This window comes from Pseudomonas sp. PDM09 (genome assembly GCF_014852305.1).
Lineage (GTDB): Bacteria > Pseudomonadota > Gammaproteobacteria > Pseudomonadales > Pseudomonadaceae > Aquipseudomonas.
The window spans coordinates 16,004-35,272 of record NZ_JACVBI010000013.1 but is presented as its reverse complement, the minus strand read 5'-3'; the positions used below and the strand labels follow the sequence as shown (position 1 = coordinate 35,272).

The 19,269-nt window shown below is 61.0% G+C and carries 6 protein-coding genes; 2 read left to right on the top strand and 4 right to left on the bottom strand.

Features of this window, described 5'->3' with window-relative positions:
- Positions 1 to 142 precede the first annotated feature (142 nt).
- The 3 genes from IB250_RS26230 to IB250_RS26220 are packed head-to-tail and all read right to left on the bottom strand — an operon-like array spanning position 143 to position 5,048.
- Positions 143 to 1,510: an HlyD family type I secretion periplasmic adaptor subunit gene (locus IB250_RS26230; RefSeq protein WP_063341962.1), complete on the bottom strand. Its 1,368-nt coding sequence runs from the start codon at positions 1,508 to 1,510 to the stop codon at positions 143 to 145.
- The gene (locus IB250_RS26225) at positions 1,500 to 3,656 is read right to left on the bottom strand and encodes a type I secretion system permease/ATPase (protein WP_050682105.1); all 2,157 of its coding nucleotides are present in this window, start codon (positions 3,654 to 3,656) and stop codon (positions 1,500 to 1,502) included. The genes IB250_RS26230 and IB250_RS26225 overlap by 11 nt, the downstream gene beginning before the upstream one ends.
- Before the next feature lie 39 nt (positions 3,657 to 3,695).
- Positions 3,696 to 5,048 (bottom strand): TolC family outer membrane protein, encoded by a 1,353-nt coding sequence (locus tag IB250_RS26220; RefSeq protein ID WP_008074875.1) that lies wholly within the window; start codon positions 5,046 to 5,048, stop codon positions 3,696 to 3,698.
- Positions 5,049 to 5,407: 359 nt separating this feature from the next.
- On the opposite strand from IB250_RS26220, the gene IB250_RS26215 reads away from it, so the two are divergent.
- A complete protein-coding gene (locus IB250_RS26215; RefSeq protein WP_192346401.1) occupies positions 5,408 to 16,243 on the top strand; it encodes a retention module-containing protein in 10,836 nt (3,611 codons plus the stop codon).
- Positions 16,244 to 16,390: 147 nt separating this feature from the next.
- A complete protein-coding gene (locus tag IB250_RS26210; protein ID WP_192346399.1) occupies positions 16,391 to 16,729 on the top strand; it encodes a tryptophan synthase subunit beta in 339 nt (112 codons plus the stop codon).
- 592 nt (positions 16,730 to 17,321) lie between these two features.
- Here the strand turns inward: IB250_RS26210 and lapD are convergent.
- Complete coding sequence (gene lapD / locus IB250_RS26205) at positions 17,322 to 19,268, bottom strand: cyclic di-GMP receptor LapD (RefSeq protein WP_192346397.1); 1,947 nt, start codon at positions 19,266 to 19,268, stop codon at positions 17,322 to 17,324.
- Position 19,269: the final 1 nt, after the last annotated feature.

Genomic DNA, 19,269 nt, shown 5'->3' with positions numbered 1-19,269 from the left:
ATAACGATATGGCTTTTGGCATGCAGCGTCTATTAGGCCGCCTTCGCGAGCAAGCCCGCTCCCACAGGGGGTCTTGTGATCGACTCAAATCCCATGTGGGAGCGGGCTTGCTCGCGAAGAGGCCCTCAGCCGCACCGAAAAACTACCGCTCGTGCAACGCCTCGGCGCGCGCCCGAATAATCGGCTTGAGCAAATAACTGAGCACGGTCTTCTTGCCGGTAATGATATCCACCGACGCCACCATCCCCGGGATGATCAACAACGGCTTCTCATCCGTCCCAAGGTGGCTGCGCTCTGTGCGCAATTTGATGATGTAGTACGTGGTCTTCTTGTCTTCGTCGGTGATGGTATCGGCACCAATCTGCTCCAGCTTGGCCTTCAGCCCACCGTAGATGGTGTAGTCGTAAGCCGTGAACTTCACCGTGGCGTCTTGCCCCGGGTGCAGGAACGCGATGTCTTGCGGACGAATTTTGGCTTCCACCAGCAAGGTGTCATCCAGTGGCACGATCTCCACCAGATCGCTGCCCGGCTGGATCACGCCGCCGATGGTGTTCACCAGCAACTTGTTGACGATACCGCGCACCGGCGATGTCACCAGCGTCCGGCTAACCCGGTCTTCCAGGGCCTTGCCAGTGGCTTGGGCCTTGTTCAGATCGGTGCGTGCTTCGTTGAGTTGGGTCAGGGCTTCGCTGCGGAATTTGCCGCGAGTCTCGTCAATCTTGCGCTGCACTTCCTTGATCGCCGATTCGGCCCGAGGAATCGCCAGCGTAGTGGCGTCCAGTTGGCCGCGGGTTTCGACCTCCGCACGCTTGAGTCGCAAAACCTCCACCGGCGACACCGCGCCCTGAGCTACCAACGGCTCGGACATGTTGATTTCCTGACGTTGCAGCGACAACGCGTTGCGATACTGAGACTGTTTGGAGGTGAACTCGCGCAGCTCTTGCTGACGCTGGATCAACTGCTCTTTCAAGCCACCGATTTCATCGTACAGTTGCTGACGACGGCTGATGTACAGCGACTCTTCACTGGCAGCCTGAGTAGGAACAGCCTTGAGCACGTCGGCGGGGAAGTTCAGCGGACGGTCATCGACCTCGGCGCTCAAGCGCTCCACACGCAGCAGCATCGACAGCCGATCGGCTTCGGTTTCACCGACATTGGAGGCAAACCGTGTGTCGTCCAGACGAATCAGCGGCGCGCCGGCCTCGACGATCTGCCCTTCGGTCACGAACAACTCGGAGACGATACCGCCCTCAAGGTTCTGGATTTTCTGGATCTTCGACGACGGAATCGCCTTGCCGTCGCCCTTGGTGACTTCATCGATTACCGCGAAGTTGGCCCAGAGCATCAGGAACACGAAGAAGCCGATGATCGCCCAGATCGTCAATCGCACCACGCGCGGGGCGTCTTCGATCAGCGCTTTGTTGACCTCGGGAAGGGGCTGGCCTTGCAGCGACGCGGAGCCTTTGAAGTAGCGGCGGATGGAATCCTTGACCCCGGACTTAAGCAACACTGATCTGCCCCTTCTTCAACGCTTCCATCACGGCGGCTTTCGGGCCATCGGCGAGTATCTGCCCACGGTCGATCACCAACAGACGATCCACCAGCGACAACAGCGAAGCCCGGTGCGTTACCAGCACCACGGTCTTGTTCTCAACCACCGCCGCGAGGCGTTGTTTGAGGCGTTCTTCACCAGTGTTGTCCATGGCGCTGGTCGGTTCGTCCAGCAACAGGATCGGTGGGTTGAGCAGCAGCGCTCGGGCCAGGGCGACGTTCTGACGCTGACCACCGGACAGGTTCTGCCCACGCTCACCGACTTGCAGCTCATAACCTTGCGGGTGCAGACGGGCGAATTCGTGGACGCCGGCCAGTTCCGCGGCTTGCAGCACCAATTCGTCTTCGACATAGCGCGCGCCCGACACCAAATTGTCGCGCAGGGTACCGGCAAGCAACTGGATGTCCTGGGGCACGTAGCCGATGTTGTGGCGCAATTCGCTGACGTCGATCTGACGGATATCCACACCATCCACCAGTAGCGCGCCGTCGTCCGGCTGATAGAGGCCCACCAGCAGTTTGGCCAGGGAGCTTTTGCCCGAGCCGCTGCGGCCAATGATGCCGATCTTCTCGCCGGGCTTGATGATCAGGTTGATGTTCTTCAGCGCGGGGTTCTGCTGATCCGGGTAAGTGAAGCTCAGCTGACGGCATTCAATGGCGCCTTGCAGCACCTTGCGGCTCAGTGGGCGCTCGTCGAAATTGCGCTCCTGGGGCAGCTCCATCATCTGATCGACCGAGGTCATGGTCACGCGGGCCTGCTGGTAGCGGGTCAGCAGGCCGGACAACGAAGCCAATGGGCTGAGGGCACGACCGCTGAGCATGTAGCACGCGATCAAGCCGCCCATGCTCAGGTGGCCGTCGATGATCTGGTACACGCCGAAGACGATCATGATCACCCCGGCCAGTTGCTGGATCAGCAAGGTGATGTTCATCGCCAGACCGGACAGCATTTTCACCCGCAGCTCGAGGCGGCTGAGGGTGCCGATGGTTTGTTCCCACTGATACTGGCGTTCGCTTTCGGCGTTATTGACCTTCACCGCATCGAGACCGGCGAGGGTTTCGATCAGGCTCGACTGGCGCTCGGCGCCCAGGGCCATGGTTCGTTCCATGGTCGCCACCAGCGGCTTCTGCAAGGCATACCCGATCAGCAAGGCAATCGGGAACGCCAGCACCGGAATCCACACCAGATGCCCGCCCAGGATCGCGATGACCATGAAGATCAGCAGCGTAAACGGCAGGTCGATCAGGCTGGTGAGGGTCAGCGACGCGAGGAAGTCCCGCAGGCTCTGAAACTCATGGATGTTCTGGGCGAAGCTGCCGACACGGGCCGGGCGGTATTTCATGGCCATGCCGACGATGCGCTCGAACAGCGTCGCGGAGATGATCAGGTCGGTTTTCTTGCCGGCCAGGTCCAGGCACAGGCTGCGCAGGCTCTTGAGGATCAGGTCGAACAGATAAGCGCCCGTGATGCCGATGGCCAGGACCCACAGGGTCGACTCGGCCTGGTTCGGCACCACGCGGTCGTAGACATTCATCACGAACAGCGGCGCGGCCATGGCAATGATGTTGATCAGAAAACTGGCGGCGATGGCGTCGGCGTACAGCCAGCGCGAACGCTTGAGGGTGTCGCGAAACCACGAACGCGCACGCGGGATCAGCGTGCCGTGGTTAACGTCGAATTTATGTTGGGGTTGGGCGAAGAAGACTTTGCCGCTGTAATCGTCGGCGAGCAGTTCACGGCTGACGCAGACTTCGCCACCATCGCTTTCGCTAAGCAGCAGGCGGGCCTGGTCTTCACCGTGCCAGCCGAGCAGCACCGCGCTGCGACCTTCCTTGAGCAGCAACAGCGCCGGCATGGCAATCGCCGGAATCTGCTCCAGCTTACGTTGCAGCACCCGCCCTTGCAGCCCGGCGCGAGCGGCCGCGCGGGGCAGCAGTTCGACGCTCAGGCGTTGTTTGGGTAACGGCAGGCCGGTGGTCAGCATCGCGGCGCTGGCCGGTTTCTGGTGCAAAGTGCAAAGGGCTAGCAGGCCGTCCAGTAACGGATCGTCATGCAGCGCGCGCGGATCATGAATGAGTTGAACTCGACTGACTTCTGATTCCACGCTCGACACTCTTGGCTAACGATTAAAATGGGGCAGGACTCAATTCATCCCGGGCAACTGAACCTTGGGCTTCACGTCGTTTTGCACAACGGATGCCAACGGTGCGACTACGCCCTGACTTTTGAGCAATTCGCCCATGGTCGCCTTGATTCGGTACTGAGTAAATAACTGAATGTTTTTGATCTCGGCCAGCCGACGGGAAGCGCTGAACAGCTCGTTTTCACTGTCGAGCAGGTCGAGCAAAGTGCGTTCTCCGAGGCTGAACTGCTTCTGGTACGCGCTACGTACGCTGGTGCTGCGATCGACATATTGCTGGGCGATCGGCACTTGGGCGTTAGCGTTGTTCAAGGCATTCCAGGCCAGACCCAGTTCTTCGTTCAACACACGCAGGGCATTGTTTCGAATATCCAGCGCCTGGTTCGACAGGTAGGACTTGGATTCCAGATCAGCCTTGTTGCTGCCACCGGCGAACAAATTGAAGCGCATACGCAGCATGGCCTGCCATTCGTTGCTGTGACCGTTCTGACCGTCAATATCGTTGTCGGCGCTGCGACCCAGTTCGGCATCGAAGCGCGGATAGAAGCTCGACTTGGCGGCTTCGTACTGTTTCTCGGCGGCAGCGATATCGGATTCGGCGGAGCGCAGGATCGGGCTGTTTTCCAGCATCTGCGCCCGGGCTTCATTCAGGTTGGCCGGCAACAGCGCCATGAAATCGGCGGGCCGCTCCAGTTGATCGGGCATCTGGCCGACGGCGCTGAGGAAGTTGGTTTCGGCATCGGCCAGGTTGGTCTGTTCAGTGATCAGGTTGTTGCGGGCCTGGGCCATACGCGCGTCAGCCTGATCAAGGTCGGCGCCGCTGCCCACGCCGCGCTGGGTGCGCAACTTGATCTGGTCGAGAATCCGTTCATGGTTCTTCAGATTGTCTTCAGCCAGGCGCACGAATTCGCGGCGAGTCAATACATCGAGATAGACCTGAGCGACAGTCAGCCCGGTACGTTCCGATGTGCCCAGCAAGGAATAAGCGCGGGAATTAACGGTGGCTTGTTGACGCCCCACCTCGCTGGACGTCGCAAAACCGTCAAATACCATCTGCGACAGACGTAAACTTGACTCGCTACGGTTCAACGTTTCCCAGTGGTTATTGTTGCCAGCGGCGCGGGTGGTGACGCTGTCAGTGCCTTCGCGACCGTAACCACCGAGCAGATCGACCCGTGGCAGGTATCCACCTTTGGCTGCCTTTAACTGATAATCCGCGGCCAATCGGCTGTTAACCCCTGCCTGAATTTCCGGATGAACATCCAGCGCCTGCTGCATGGCCTGCGGGAGGCTTTGCGCCTGAACAAAGCTGGCGGCAAGGGCGAAGGGTAGAACCTTGAACAGGTGCAAACGCATAGTTGGAATTTCCCGGGACTTCTTGTCTTGAATCACTGCAGTACGTGGCGCTGCATCGGATGATGGCAACCGGAATGACCGTATGTCGGAAAGTTCAAAATCGGAACTGGATCACACGCTGCAGGACAGGTCGCCGCTTAAATATCAATGTGACATTACTGGGGCGATTGTTTAGGATGGCTCCCATAAGGTCAATAGTTTGGCATAAAGTTAATTTCGAAAAAATATAGCCAAATTATTGACGATTGCCGCGTCAAAGTTATGCATCAAACATCTTAGAAAGTACGTCCAGCCCCGATCGGCGAACATGCCGAGCGGTTCATGGAGGTCAACTGAACGTGACACCCGGAGAGTCTTCAATGAGCAGTGTTGTTGCCATCGTCAAAAGCATTGTTGGTCAGGTTTTCGCGGTGTCGCCAGAAGGCATCCGCCGCGTACTCGTTGAAGGCGACCGGTTGTTGGTCGGCGATCAGGTAGACACCGGTGCCGCCGGCGCCATTACGCTCGAACTGGCTGATGGCCGGACCCTGGACCTGGGCCGCGACACTCAGTGGAGCGGCAGCGATCCGGATTCCAGCACCGACCTTGCGCAAGCCACTGCACAAGCCGCGCCATCGGTTGACGAATTGCAGCAAGCCATCGCCGCCGGCGTCGACCCGACCACCGCTCTTGAAGCCACCGCGGCCGGCCCTACGGCTGCAAGCGGGGGCGGCGCTGCCGGTGGTGGCCACAGCTTCGTGGCCCTGGAGGCAACCGCTGGCCGGGTCGACCCGACTATCGGCTTCCCGACTGAGGGTCTCGCCACGGCCGCGTTGGCAACCCAAAACACCACCGGCGGCCAGACTGCTGATACCAGCGCCAATGCCCTGCGCGAATCGACCCTGAGCCTGAGCGCCACGCCGACCATCACCGAGGCCGGTGGCGTGCTGGTTTACACCGCGACCCTGACCCAGGCACCGCTGACCGACCTGACCATCACCCTGTCCAATGGCTCGGTGATCGTGATTGCAGCCGGCCAAACCACCGGCACCGTCAACGTTCCGCTGGCACCGAACGACACGGTTTATAACGATCCAACCCAAATCACCGTGACCGTCACCGGCACCACGGGCGGCAGCGGTATCGTGGTCACCCCGCCGACCGTTCCGGCCGTGACTCAGGTCACCGACACCGTCGACACCAGCACCGTCACACTGTCAGCGGGCTCGACCGTCACTGAAGGTGGCCAGATCACCTACACCGCGACATTGACCAACCCTGCGCAGACGCCGGTCACCGTCACCTTGTCCAACGGTTCGACCATCACCATCGCCGCGGGCAACACCACCGGCAGCGTCAACGTTCCGACGCCGGCCAACGACGTCTACAACAATGGCAGTACCGTCAGCACCACGATTACCGGCGCGACTGGCGGCAACTTCGAAAATCTGGTGCCCAATCCAACCCCGGCCGTCACCACCATTACCGATTCCGCCGACACCACCACCGTCACGCTGACGGCGGCTTCGACCGTCACCGAAGGTGGTCAGATCACTTACACCGCGACCCTGACCAACCCGGCGCAGACGCCAGTCACCGTCACCCTGTCCAACGGTTCGACCATCACCATCGAAGCCGGCCAGACCACCGGCAGCGTGAACGTTCCGACGCCGGCCAATGACGTCTACAACAATGGCAGCACCCTCAGCACCACGATCACCGGGACTACCGGTGGCAACTTCGAGAATCTGGTGCCGAACCCGACTCCGGCGGTCACCACCATTACCGATTCGGTCGACGACACTGGCCTGACCCTGTCCGCCACCGGCAGCGTCACTGAAGGCGGCCAGATCACCTACACCGCCACGTTGACCAACCCGGCGCAGACACCGGTCACCGTCACCTTGTCCAACGGTTCGACCATCACCATCGAAGCCGGTAAAACCACGGGTTCCGTGAACGTCGACACCCCGGCCAATGACGCCTACAACAACGGCAGCACCGTCAGCACCACGATCACGGGCACCAGCGGCGGCAACTTCGAGAACCTGGTACCGAGCACCACGCCGGCAGTCACCACCATCACTGACTCGATCGACAATACCGGCCTGAGCCTCAGTGCCACCGGCACCGTCATCGAAGGCGGCCAGATCACCTACACCGCGACCCTGACCAACCCGGCCGGCACGCCGATGACCGTGACCTTGAGCAACGGCTCGGTCATTACCATCGAAGCGGGCAAGACCACCGGCAGCGTGACCGTCGATACGCCGACCAACGACGTCTACAACAACGGCAACACCGTCAGCACTACGATCACCGGCACCACCGGCGGCAATTTCGAACAACTGACCCCGAGTACAGAGCCAGCGCTCACCACCATTACCGACTCGAAAGACGACACCGGCCTGAGCCTGTCGGCGTCCACCGAAGTGGCCGAAGGTGGTCAGATTCTGTACACCGCGACCCTGACCAATCCGGCCGGCACGCCGGTCACTGTGACCTTGAGCAACGGCGCGGTGATCACCATCGCCGCTGGCGCGACCACCGGCAGCGTGAGCGTCGATGCGCCTGCCGATGATGTTTATAAAGATGCCGGCAAGGTCGAAGTGACCATCGCGGACGCCGCCGGTGGCAACTTTGAGAACCTGGTGACGGACCCGGTGGCAGCGGTCACCGAGGTGACTGACACCCTCGACACTTCGACGGTTAATCTGACGGCGACGTCTACTGTCGCTGAAGGCGGGACCGTGGTTTACACCGCGTCCGTCAACGCACCGGTCACCGGTTCGCCAGTGGTTGTCACTCTGTCCAATGGCCAGACCATTACTATTCCGGTTGGATCGAGCAGCGGTTCTGTCAACTTCGTTGCGCCAAACGATGCGCTGGCTGGTGGAAGCTCGCTGAGCGTCAAGATCGACGATGCGAAAGGTGGTAACTACGAGAAGCTGGAGGTTGACGGCAAGTCGGCGGACACCTCGGTGACTGACACTGCGGACACCACCAATCTGTCGCTGACCGCCAGCGGTTCGGTGGATGAAGGCGGCCAGATCACCTACACGGCAACCCTGACCAATGCGGCCGGTACACCCGTGACCGTGACCTTGTCGAACGGCGCCGTGATCACCATTGAAGCGGGAAAAACCACTGGTTCCGTGACTGTCGATGCGCCGAAGGACGACGTCTACAAAGACACCGGCACCGTCGAAGCGACGATCAAAGACGCGACTGGTGGCAACTTCGAGAACCTGGTCGCCAGCGACACCCCGGCGGTCACCACCGTTAACGACACCATCGATACCAGCACTGTTTCGCTGAGTGCCACTTCGAGCGTCGCCGAAGGCGGCACCGTGGTTTATACCGCGTCCGTGTCGGCACCGGTCACCGGCTCGCCAGTCGTCGTAACGCTGTCCAACGGCCAGATCATTACCATCCCGGTCGGCTCGAGCAGCGGTTCTGTCGACTTCGTTACGCCAAACGATGCGTTGGCAGGCGGCGGCTCCTTGAGCGTCAAAATCGACGATGCCAAAGGTGGTAACTACGAGAAGCTGGAAGTCGACGGCAAGTCGGCGGACACCTCGGTGACTGATACGACGGAAACCACGGCCCTCAGCTTGAGCGCAACCGACTCCGTGGCTGAAGGTGGCTCCATCGTTTACACCGCGACCCTGACCAACGCCGCCGGGACTCCGGTCACCGTCACGTTGAGCAACGGCGCGATCATCACCATCGCGGCCGGTGCAACTACCGGTTCCGTGACCGTCGATGCGCCGAAAGATGATGTCTACAAAGACGCCGGCCAAGTTGAAGTCACCATCAAGGATGCCGCGGGCGGAAACTTCGAAAACCTGACCACCAGCCCCGCGGCTGCAGTCACCGACGTGACCGACACCCTCGACACCTCGACCGTCAACCTCACTGCGACCAGCACTGTGGCTGAAGGCGGCACCGTGGTTTACTCCGCGTCTGTCAGCGCACCGGTCACCGGCTCGCCAGTGGTCGTGACCCTGTCCAACGGCCAGATCATCACCATTCCGGTTGGATCGAGCAGCGCCAGCGTGAACTTCACTGCGCCGAACGATGCCCTGGCTGGTGGCGGTTCTCTGAGCGTCAAGATCGACGATGCCAAGGGCGGCAACTACGAGAAACTGGACATCGATGGCAAGTCGGCGGACACCTCGGTCACTGACACCGCGGACACCACCAACCTGTCGTTGACCGCGACCGGCACCGTGGATGAAGGCGGCCAGATCACCTACACGGCAACCCTGACCAATGCGGCCGGTACACCAGTAACCGTCACGCTCAGCAACGGTGCCGTGATCACCATCGAAGCGGGTAAAACTACCGGTTCTGTAACCATCGATGCACCGAAGGACGACGTCTATAAAGACAACGGCACCGTTGAAGCGACCATCAAAGGCGCGGTCGGCGGCAACTTCGAAAACCTGGTGGCTAGCGACACTCCGGCAGTCACCACCATCACCGACACCATCGATACCAGCACCGTTTCGCTGAGTGCCACCGCGAACGTCGCTGAAGGCGAAACCGTGGTCTACACCGCGACCGTCAGCGCACCCGTCACCGGTGCGCCAGTGGTCGTCACCCTGTCCAACGGCCAGAGCATCACCATCCCGGTCGGCGAAACCACCGGCAGCGTGAACTTTGTCGCGCCAAACAGCCCCCTTGCGGGTGGCAGCTCCCTGAGCGTCAAGATTGACGGCGCAACAGGCGGTAATTACGAGAAGCTGGAAGTCGACGGCAAATCGGCGGACACCTCGGTGACTGATACCGCGGATACCACCACCCTCAGCCTGAGCGCTACTGATTCGGTCGCCGAAGGTGGTTCCATCGTCTACACCGCGAGCTTGACCAACGCGGCCGGCACGCCGGTCACCGTGACCTTGTCGAACGGAGCGGTGATCACCATTGCCGCTGGCGCGACTACGGGCAGCGTGACTGTCGACGCACCGAAGGACGACGTCTACAAAGACGCCAGCAAGGTTGAAGTCACCATTACGGACACCGCGGGCGGCAACTTCGAAAATCTGGCGACCAATCCGGCGCCAGCGGTCACCGATGTGACCGATACCCTCGACACCTCGACCGTGAACCTGACCGCGACGTCTACCGTTGCTGAAGGCGGCACTGTGATTTACACCGCGTCCGTCAACGCACCGGTCACCGGTTCGCCAGTCGTTGTGACCCTGTCCAACGGCCAGACCATCACCATTCCGGTTGGCTCAAGCAGCGGTTCTATCAACTTCGTTGCGCCAAATGATGCGCTGGCCGGTGGCGGCTCCTTGAGCGTCAAGATTGACGGCGCAACGGGCGGTAATTACGAGAAGTTGGAAGTCGACGGTAAATCGGCGGACACCTCGATCACCGATACCCAGGACACCACTACCCTCAGCCTCTCGGCGACTGACTCGGTCGCTGAAGGCGGTTCCATTGTTTACACCGCGACCCTGACCAACGCCGCCGGGACTCCGGTCACCGTCACGTTGAGCAACGGCGCCGTGATCACCATCGCCACTGGCGCGACCACCGGCAGCGTGACTGTCGACGCACCGAAGGACGATGTCTACAAAGACGCCGGCCAGGTCGAAGTGACCATCAAGGATGCCGCGGGCGGCAATTTTGAGAACCTGGCCACCAACCCAGCGGCAGCGGTCACCGAGGTGACTGACACCCTCGACACTTCGACCGTGAACCTGACCGCGACGTCTACTGTTGCTGAAGGCGGCACCGTGGTTTACACCGCGTCCGTATCGGCGCCGGTGACCGGTTCGCCGGTGGTTGTGACCCTGTCAAACGGCCAGACCATCACCATTCCGGTCGGCTCGAGCAGCGCCAGTGTCAACTTCACCGCGCCGAACGATGCTCTAGCCGGCGGTGGTTCGCTGAGCGTTAAGATCGACGATGTCAAGGGCGGCAACTACGAGAAACTGGAAGTCGACGGCAAATCAGCCGACACCTCGGTTACCGATACTCCGGACACTACAACCCTCAGCTTGAGCGCTACGGATTCGGTCGCTGAAGGCGGTTCCATCGTTTACACCGCGACCCTGACCAATGTTGCCGGCGCTCCGGTCACCGTCACGTTGAGCAACGGTGCGGTCATCACCATTGCTGCCGGTGCCACCACCGGTTCTGTAACCGTCGACGCACCGAAGGACGACGTTTACAAAGACGCCGGCCAAGTTGAAGTAACCATCAAGGATGCCGCGGGCGGCAACTTCGAAAACCTGGCGACCAACCCGGCGGCAGTGGTTACCGAGGTGACCGACACCCTCGACACCTCGACGGTCAACCTGACCGCGACGTCTACCGTCGCCGAAGGCGGTACCGTGGTTTACACCGCGTCCGTAACTTCGCCTGTCACCGGTTCGCCGGTGGTTGTCACCCTGTCCAACGGCCAGACCATCACCATCCCGGTCGGCTCAAGCAGCGGCTCTGTCAACTTCGTTGCGCCAAATGATGCGCTGGCTGGCGGCACCTCCCTGAGCGTCAAGATCGACGATGCCAAAGGCGGCAACTACGAGAAACTGGAAGTCGACGGCAAATCAGCCGATACCTCAGTGACCGATACTGCGGACACCACCAACCTGTCGCTGACCGCGACCGGCACCGTGGATGAAGGCGGCCAGATCACCTACACGGCGACCCTGACCAACGCCGCCGGCACTCCGGTGACCGTGACGTTGAGCAATGGCGCCGTGATCACCATCGACGCCGGCAAAACCACTGGCACCGTGACTGTCGATGCGCCGAAGGACGACGTCTACAAAGACGCTGGCACCGTCGAAGCAACCATCTCCACTGCCACCGGTGGCAATTTCGAGAACCTGGTTCCCAGCACTGCCCCGGCAGTCACCAGCATCACCGACACCCTCGACACCTCGACGGTTACCCTGAACGCCACCGCGTCGGCAACTGAAGGCGGCACCGTCACTTACACCGCGACTGTCGGTGCGCCCGTGACGGGCAGCCCGGTCACCGTGTCCTTGGCCAACGGTCAGACGATCACCATCGAAGTCGGTAAAACCACCGGTACCGTGACCACCGCCGCACCGAACGACGCATTGGCCGGTCATGCTCCGCTGACCAACTCGATCACCAGCGTCAGCGGCGGCAACTACGAGAACCTGGTAGCGGATAAAACGCCGGTCAGCACCATCGTGACCGACACCGTCGACACCACCAACCTCAGCCTGAGCGCGACCAACTCGGTCGCCGAAGGTAGCCAGATCACTTACACCGCGACCCTGACCAACGCCGCCGGCACTCCGGTGACCGTGACGTTGAGCAATGGCGCCGTGATCACCATCGACGCTGGCAAAACCACTGGCACCGTGACTGTCGATGCGCCGAAGGACGACGTCTACAAAGACGCCGGCCAAGTCGAAGCAACCATCACTGGCGCCACCGGCGGCAACTTCGAAAACCTGGTCACCAGCAATACTGCTGCGGTCACGACTGTCACCGACACGATCGACAAAACCGAAGTCAGCATCAGCGGCAGCACCTCGGTCACCGAAGGCCAGACCGCCAGCTACACCGTCAGCCTGACCCACCCGGCGCAGACCGAAGTGACCCTGAAAATCGTCTACAGCGGCACTGCCGCCGACGGTTCGGACTTCACCGGCGTGTACACCGTGAAAATCCCGGCGGGCGCCAGCAGCGCAAGCTTCAACGTCGCGACGCTGGACGACAAGCTCACCGAAGGCACCGAGAACTTCGTGGTCAAGATCGACTCGGCCACCGGCGGCAACTTCGAAAACCTCGCGGTCAGTGCTTCCAACGGCAGTGTCAGCACCTCGATCATCGACAACGATGCCGCGCCGGTTCTCGACCTGGACGCCAACAACTCCAGCGGTGCCACCGGGGCCAACTACAACGTGACCTTCACCGAAGGCACTACCGGCCAAGGCGTCTCAATTGGCGACACCGACCTGAAAATCACCGACCCGGACAGCACGATGCTGACCGGCGCGACCATCGTGCTGACCAATCGTCAGCCGGGCGATGCGCTGAACCTGGGCAACAGCGTCAATGGCATCAGCATCAACGCCAACAGCCAGGACGGCACGGTTACCCTGACCCTGTCGGGCAACGCGACGCTGGCCGACTACATGCAGCAGATCAAAAACATCAGCTTCACCAACAGCAGTGAAGATACGAGCACCGTGCCACGGATCATCACCGTGACGGTGACCGATGGCAGCAACTACTCCAACACCGCGACCACCACCGTCAACGTGGTGGCCGTGAACGACGCGCCGACCGCCGCACCGGTTAACGTCACCGGCACCGAAGACACCCCGCTGATTCTCGGCTGGTCGACCTTCGGCGTCAGCGATGTCGACAGCGCAACCGCCAACCTGGGGGTGAAAATCACTCAGCTGCCGGGCGACGGCAAGTTGCAGTACCTGGACGGTGCGACCTGGAAAGACGTGGCGACCAACCAGACCGTCAGCAAGGCCGATATCGACGCCGGCAAGTTGCGCTTCACGCCAGATGCCAACGAATCGGGCATCGATGGTTACGGTGGCAGCGGCCTGGGCAACAACCAGGCTGACTACGCGCAGATCAAGTTCCAGCCAACCGACGGTCAACTGCTGGGCAGCACCGGCACGGTGAAAATCGACATCACACCGGTTGCCGACGCGCCGTCCCTGAGCGTCGCGGACAACAGCGTCAAGTCGACCGGCCTGATCAAGGAAGTCTGGACCGGTCTGTCGGGCCTTGGCACCGATGGCAGCGGCGCATCTTCCAGTACGCTGAAATCGGTCATCGACGGCGCGGGTACACCGAACTCCAGTGGCACCGTGACCAATGTGCAGTCCAACGGAAGTGTCACGGCCGGCACCGCCTCGAAAACCTCTGGCCTGATTTACCTCGAAGCCGGCAAGACATACACCTTCAGCGGTACCGGTGACGACAGCCTGTTGGTGACCATCGGCGGTAAAAACGTGGCTGCAATCACTTGGGGCGCGGGCGGTAATCTGAACGGTTCGCTCATCCCGACCACCAGCGGTTATTACACTCTGGACATCTACCACCACAACCAGAGCGGCCCGGGCAGCTATGACGTCAACCTGTCGGTCAACGGCGGTGCGGCAGTCGACTTGAGCAGTGCCGGCGTGCCGCTGTACACCGGCGTGGCGGATCTGGCCGCTTCTGGCGTGACGGTTTCCGACCTGCACGGCAGCAATGGCGAAGGCTACTACGACGGCTACAAACTCAACGAAGGCGCCGAAGGCACCAGCGTTCACCTGTCCGCGATCAAAACGGCACTGACCGACACCGACGGCTCTGAAAGCCTGAGCGTGAAGATCAGCGGCATCCCGGCAGGCTCGGTGCTCACCGACGGTGCGGGCCATACCTTCACCGCCAGCGCCACCTCCGGTGAAGCCAACGTCACTGGCTGGAACCTCGGCACGCTGACCGTTACTCCGCCGCCGTACTACAACGGCCAGTTCACTCTGACTGTCACCTCGACGTCCACCGAAGTCCAAGGCGGTTCGGCACCGAGTACCGCGCAGATCCCGGTCACGGTGTACCCGTCGGTCTATAACGCGGTGACTGCCACTGCCGCCGACGACACCATCACCGGTACTGACGGCAACGACATCATGGTCGCCGACATCGGCGGGCTGACTGTGGTGCCAGGCACCAACTACAACATCGCCTTCATGGTCGACAGCTCGGGCAGCATGAGCGCTTCTTCGATCAGCGCCGCCAAGGATTCGCTGACCGCGGTGTTCAACACCCTCAAGCAAAGCATGGGTGGCAACTCCGGGACGGTGAACATCTTCCTGGCGGACTTTGATAACCAGGTCAACAAATCGGTGTCGGTGAACCTGAACGACCCGAACGCTCTGACCTTGCTCAAATCCGTGCTGGACTCGATGTCGTCCGGCGGCGGCACCAACTACGAGGACGTGTTCAAAACCACGGCCAACTGGTTCCAGAGTGCCGATGCGATGGCCAACACCGGCGCGAAGAACCTCACGTACTTCATCACCGACGGCAAGCCGACCTACTACCAGGGTGGCGAGCAAACCAACCCGACCTTGTTCGGCAATGTGAGGCTCGATGACGTCATCACCACCACCAATTACAAGTTGGGGCAGACATATTCCAGCTACCTGGACAACACTCACTACCTGACCATCGACAGTGCCGGCAACGTCACACTGCAGACTCTGAAAAACTCGGGGCGCTGGAGCAGTTCTGAACTGGGCACCCTCCATGCCGAGGGCAACGGCACCTATGAGCTGTCCTATCGCGATGGCACCGGCTACAGCACCGATTCCACTGCCATCGACAACTCCACCAGCAGCTTCACATTGCTGAGCAGCGTGTCGACGGTGGAAGCCATCGGCCTGAACAAGGACGTTACCCTCGGCGACCTCAAGCCGTACGACTCGGATCAAACGCCACAAACCAACATCGACCCGAAAGACCTGGCCAACTCGATCATCGGCCATACCGAAGCGACGATGCCGGGTGCCGACACGGTCAGCGGCGGCGACGGCAACGACCTGCTGTTCGGCGACCTGGTGAGTTTCAACGGCGTTGCCGGTGAGGGTTATCAGGCCATGCAGGCGTTCGTGGCCCAGCAGACCGGCGTCGACGCCAGCAAAGTCACCACCAGCAACGTGCACCAGTACATCACCGAGCATTACACCGAGTTCGACGTCTCTGGCGCCCACGACGGTAACGACACGCTGCTGGGTGGCGCGGGCAACGACATTCTCTTCGGCCAGGGTGGCAATGACCTCCTCGACGCCGGCAAGGGCAATGACATCCTGCTTGGCGGCAGCGGCAATGACTCGTTGATCGGTGGTCAAGGCAACGACATCCTGATTGGCGGTTCGGGTGCCGACACCTTCATCTGGAAGGCTGGCGATACCGGCAGCGACGTGATCAAGGACTTCAAAGCCAGCGAAGGCGACCGCATCGACCTGCGTGATCTGTTGCAGGGCGAAACCGGCAGCACCATTGATAACTTCTTGAAGATCACCACGGTGGATGGTGTGTCGTCCCTGCAAGTCAGCTCTGGCGGCAAGTTCAACGGCGCCGACGCAGCAGCGGCCGCCCCGGACGTGACGATCAAACTGGAAGGCAACAATTGGTCCAGCGCCAGCATCAACTCGTTAATCGCCGGCAGTGACCCGACCATCAAGGTCGATCACAACAACAGCTGATCAGCAGGCTGACGGCCGCCCAAACCGGGCGGCCGTCACGTTTGCGCCTACCTCACGGGTGACGATTTCGTTGTCGCACCGCATACTCGCCTGCGTTGGCCTATGCTGCTGACAGCACGACGCTGGTCCATTTCCGAGGGATGCTCAATGTTTTACGTGCAACGCGATGCGCAAGGTCAGTTAGTGCGCGTGGAAGCCACGGCCTACACCGAGGCCACGGAAACGCTGCCGGCCGACCACCATGAAATCCAGGCCTGGTTTGCCCACGAAGTGGTTGAGACCAGCCTCAAGCAGCTCAAGCAGAGCGACCTGGAAATGATCCGGGTACTCGACGACTTGATTCAGGTGCTGACCCAAAAAGGCGTGATCCGCGTCACCGACCTGCCGCCGGCCGCGCAGGCCAAGCTGATGGACCGGACCCAGGCCCGTGAAGCGTTGGGCGGGTTGAGCCAATTGATCGATGATGATGAGACGGGGTTGATCTAACGCCCCGCCTTCATGTTGCCTTTACTGACGCCATCGCGAGCAGGCTCGCTCCCACAGTTGATCTTCAGTGAACACAGCATCTGTGAACGACTGAGATCCAATGTGGGAGCGAGCCTGCTCGCGATGGCGGCCTTCAGTTCACCACAGATTTAACTGCTAAACCTCGGCCCGAGCCTACATCTGCGGCGATTCAAGATGATCCAGCGCCCGTTCCACCAACAACTGCACAGCGTTGATGCTCGGGGCTTCGGTGTCGATGTCGAGGGACACGGTAAAGAGGTGGCGGCCATGCGCAGGTGTGCAAGACCGGGACTATTTAGGACACCCAGCAGATCCGAGAATCTCCTGCGCGCAGCCGCCAAAAAGCCAGACTAGCCCTGAGCCTGAGCCCGGACAAGTGCACCAACACCGCTACAACTTGAAGGAAATCTCCTAGGACTTCGCTAGCGGTAATCGTTCCCACGCTCTGCGTGGGAATGCCTCAAGGGACGCTCCGCGTTCCAGCCCCACCGCCGACGTTGCGCCTGACACCGTTGTGACGCGGAGCGTCACAGGCTGCATTCCCACGCAGAGCGTGGGAACGATCAGTGGGCTACTGCCAAGGCTTCGGCTCACCAAACAACTGCCCCTGAACCCCATACAACCCCATCTCACGAATCACCGCCAACTCCCCTTCGGTCTCGACCCGCTCGGCAATCAGTGGCAAATCAATGCTGTGCGCAGCCCGCTGAATCGCCTCGATGAACAGGCGCTTATCACTCTCCTGATCAATCGCCCGGATGTAACTGCCATCGATTTTCAGATACGCCAACCCCAGCCGCGCCAGATTGCCGATCATGCTGAAACGCCCACCAAAGCGTTGCAGACTCAACGAGAACCCAAGCTCGCGCAGACGCCGCGTCAGCTGTTCCAACACCGCTTGCTCGGGCAATTGCTCTTCGCCGATTTCCAAAGTCAGTCGTTCCCCGAGATTCGAATGCTGACGCAGGATCTCGAACACTTTGTTCAGCGCCTGCGGATCCGCCAGTGTCGCCGAAGACAGGTTCAGCGCCAGCGACTCTTCATGCTCGGCCATCTGCTCAAGCACTAGTTCCAACATCAAACGGTCCAGCCGCGCGGTCCAGCCGAAACGCTCGAGCCACGGCAGGAAACGCCCGGCGGGAATGGTCTGACCTTGCTCGTCGAGCAGACGCGACAGCACTTTGTAATGCAGCACCACCTGCGTGTCGTGGCTGGCCACCACCGGCTGGAAGTACAGCTCGAAACGCTGCTGATCCAACGCCTGATCGAGCAAGGTGTGCCAGGCATGATGGTCATCGCCAACCCGGGCCGATGCACTGTGATCGAGGCACGCCCAGCTTGGTTCGCCCTGACTTTCCGCCTGGGCCAACGCCTGATCCGCCAACCCGATCACTGCTTGCGGCGAGTCGCCATGGGCAAACGGCGCCAGCCCGATCGAGGCTACCGAAGCGACGTCCGTGGCGCCCGTCGCATGCAGGCTCGCCAAGGCACTGTCGAGGTTACTCGCCAGTTGCAGCGCTTCTTCGCGCACCTGCCCCGGCGCCAGCACGGCGAATTCACCGCCACGAATGCGCGTGACGAGGTTCTGGGTTTCCGGGTACCTGGCGCACTCACGGGACAACTGCTCGCCCACCGCTTTCAACAACTCATCGGTGCGCTGACCACCCAGCCGCTGGTTCAAACCAGCCAGATCCTTGACCCGCAACAGCAGCAAATAGCCGGAACTGGCCTGCTCGGCATTGCTCACTCGCGCGTTCAATTGCATTTCGAAATAGCGCCGGTTGGCCAGGCCGGTCAGGTTGTCCTGATAGGACTCGGCCCGCAGTTTTTCACTGCGTTCGGCCTGCTCCTGGAACAGCGCCTTGAGCTTCTCGACCATCTGGTTCATGGCCTGCACCACCCGACGCAGTTCCGGGGTGCGCGGCAGTTCCGGCAGGCTGAGGAATTCGCGGCGAGCAATGGCGTGGGATTGCTTGACCATGTAATCGAGCGGCTTCAGTTGCCGGCGCAGCAACAGCGCGCCCAGCACCGCACTCACCGCGCCGCAGATCAGCAACCAGCCAAGGCTGCCCAACGCGCTCTGCCACAACTTGGCCAACGCGAACATCGGATGGCTGACCACCTCGACCCGCGCGGCCTGCTCCCATCCTCGGCTGACAAGCGCGTCGCCACCGGCCGGTTCCAGGCCGATCAGTTTGACGAACCAGTCCGGCACGTTGGTGACCGCCGGGATGCCGCTGCGCTCGACAATTGTCTTGTCGTTGGTCAGATCGACCACACGGATGCTCGCGTAATAACCGCTGTCGAAGATCGAACTGACCAGCAGCTCGACCATCGCCGGGTCATCGATGTTCGGCGTCAGGGACAGCGCCAACGCCGTGGCTGCATCCTGGGCATGGGAGCGCAACTGATTGACGTACTGGGTACGCGAGCTTTCCAGACTGACCATGAAGCTGCCGGTGAAGGCGACCACCAGGAACAGACAGATAGCGATCAACAGCTGTTTGAACAAGGACATC

What these genes read in the sequence shown, in the direction of transcription:
- IB250_RS26220 (WP_008074875.1), bottom strand. Translation starts at nt 5,048, where the DNA reads ATGCGTTTGCACCTGTTCAAGGTTCTACCCTTCGCCCTTGCCGCCAGC.
- lapD (WP_192346397.1), bottom strand. Translation starts at nt 19,268, where the DNA reads ATGTCCTTGTTCAAACAGCTGTTGATCGCTATCTGTCTGTTCCTGGTG.
- IB250_RS26210 (WP_192346399.1), top strand. Translation starts at nt 16,391, where the DNA reads ATGTTTTACGTGCAACGCGATGCGCAAGGTCAGTTAGTGCGCGTGGAA.
- IB250_RS26215 (WP_192346401.1), top strand. Translation starts at nt 5,408, where the DNA reads ATGAGCAGTGTTGTTGCCATCGTCAAAAGCATTGTTGGTCAGGTTTTC.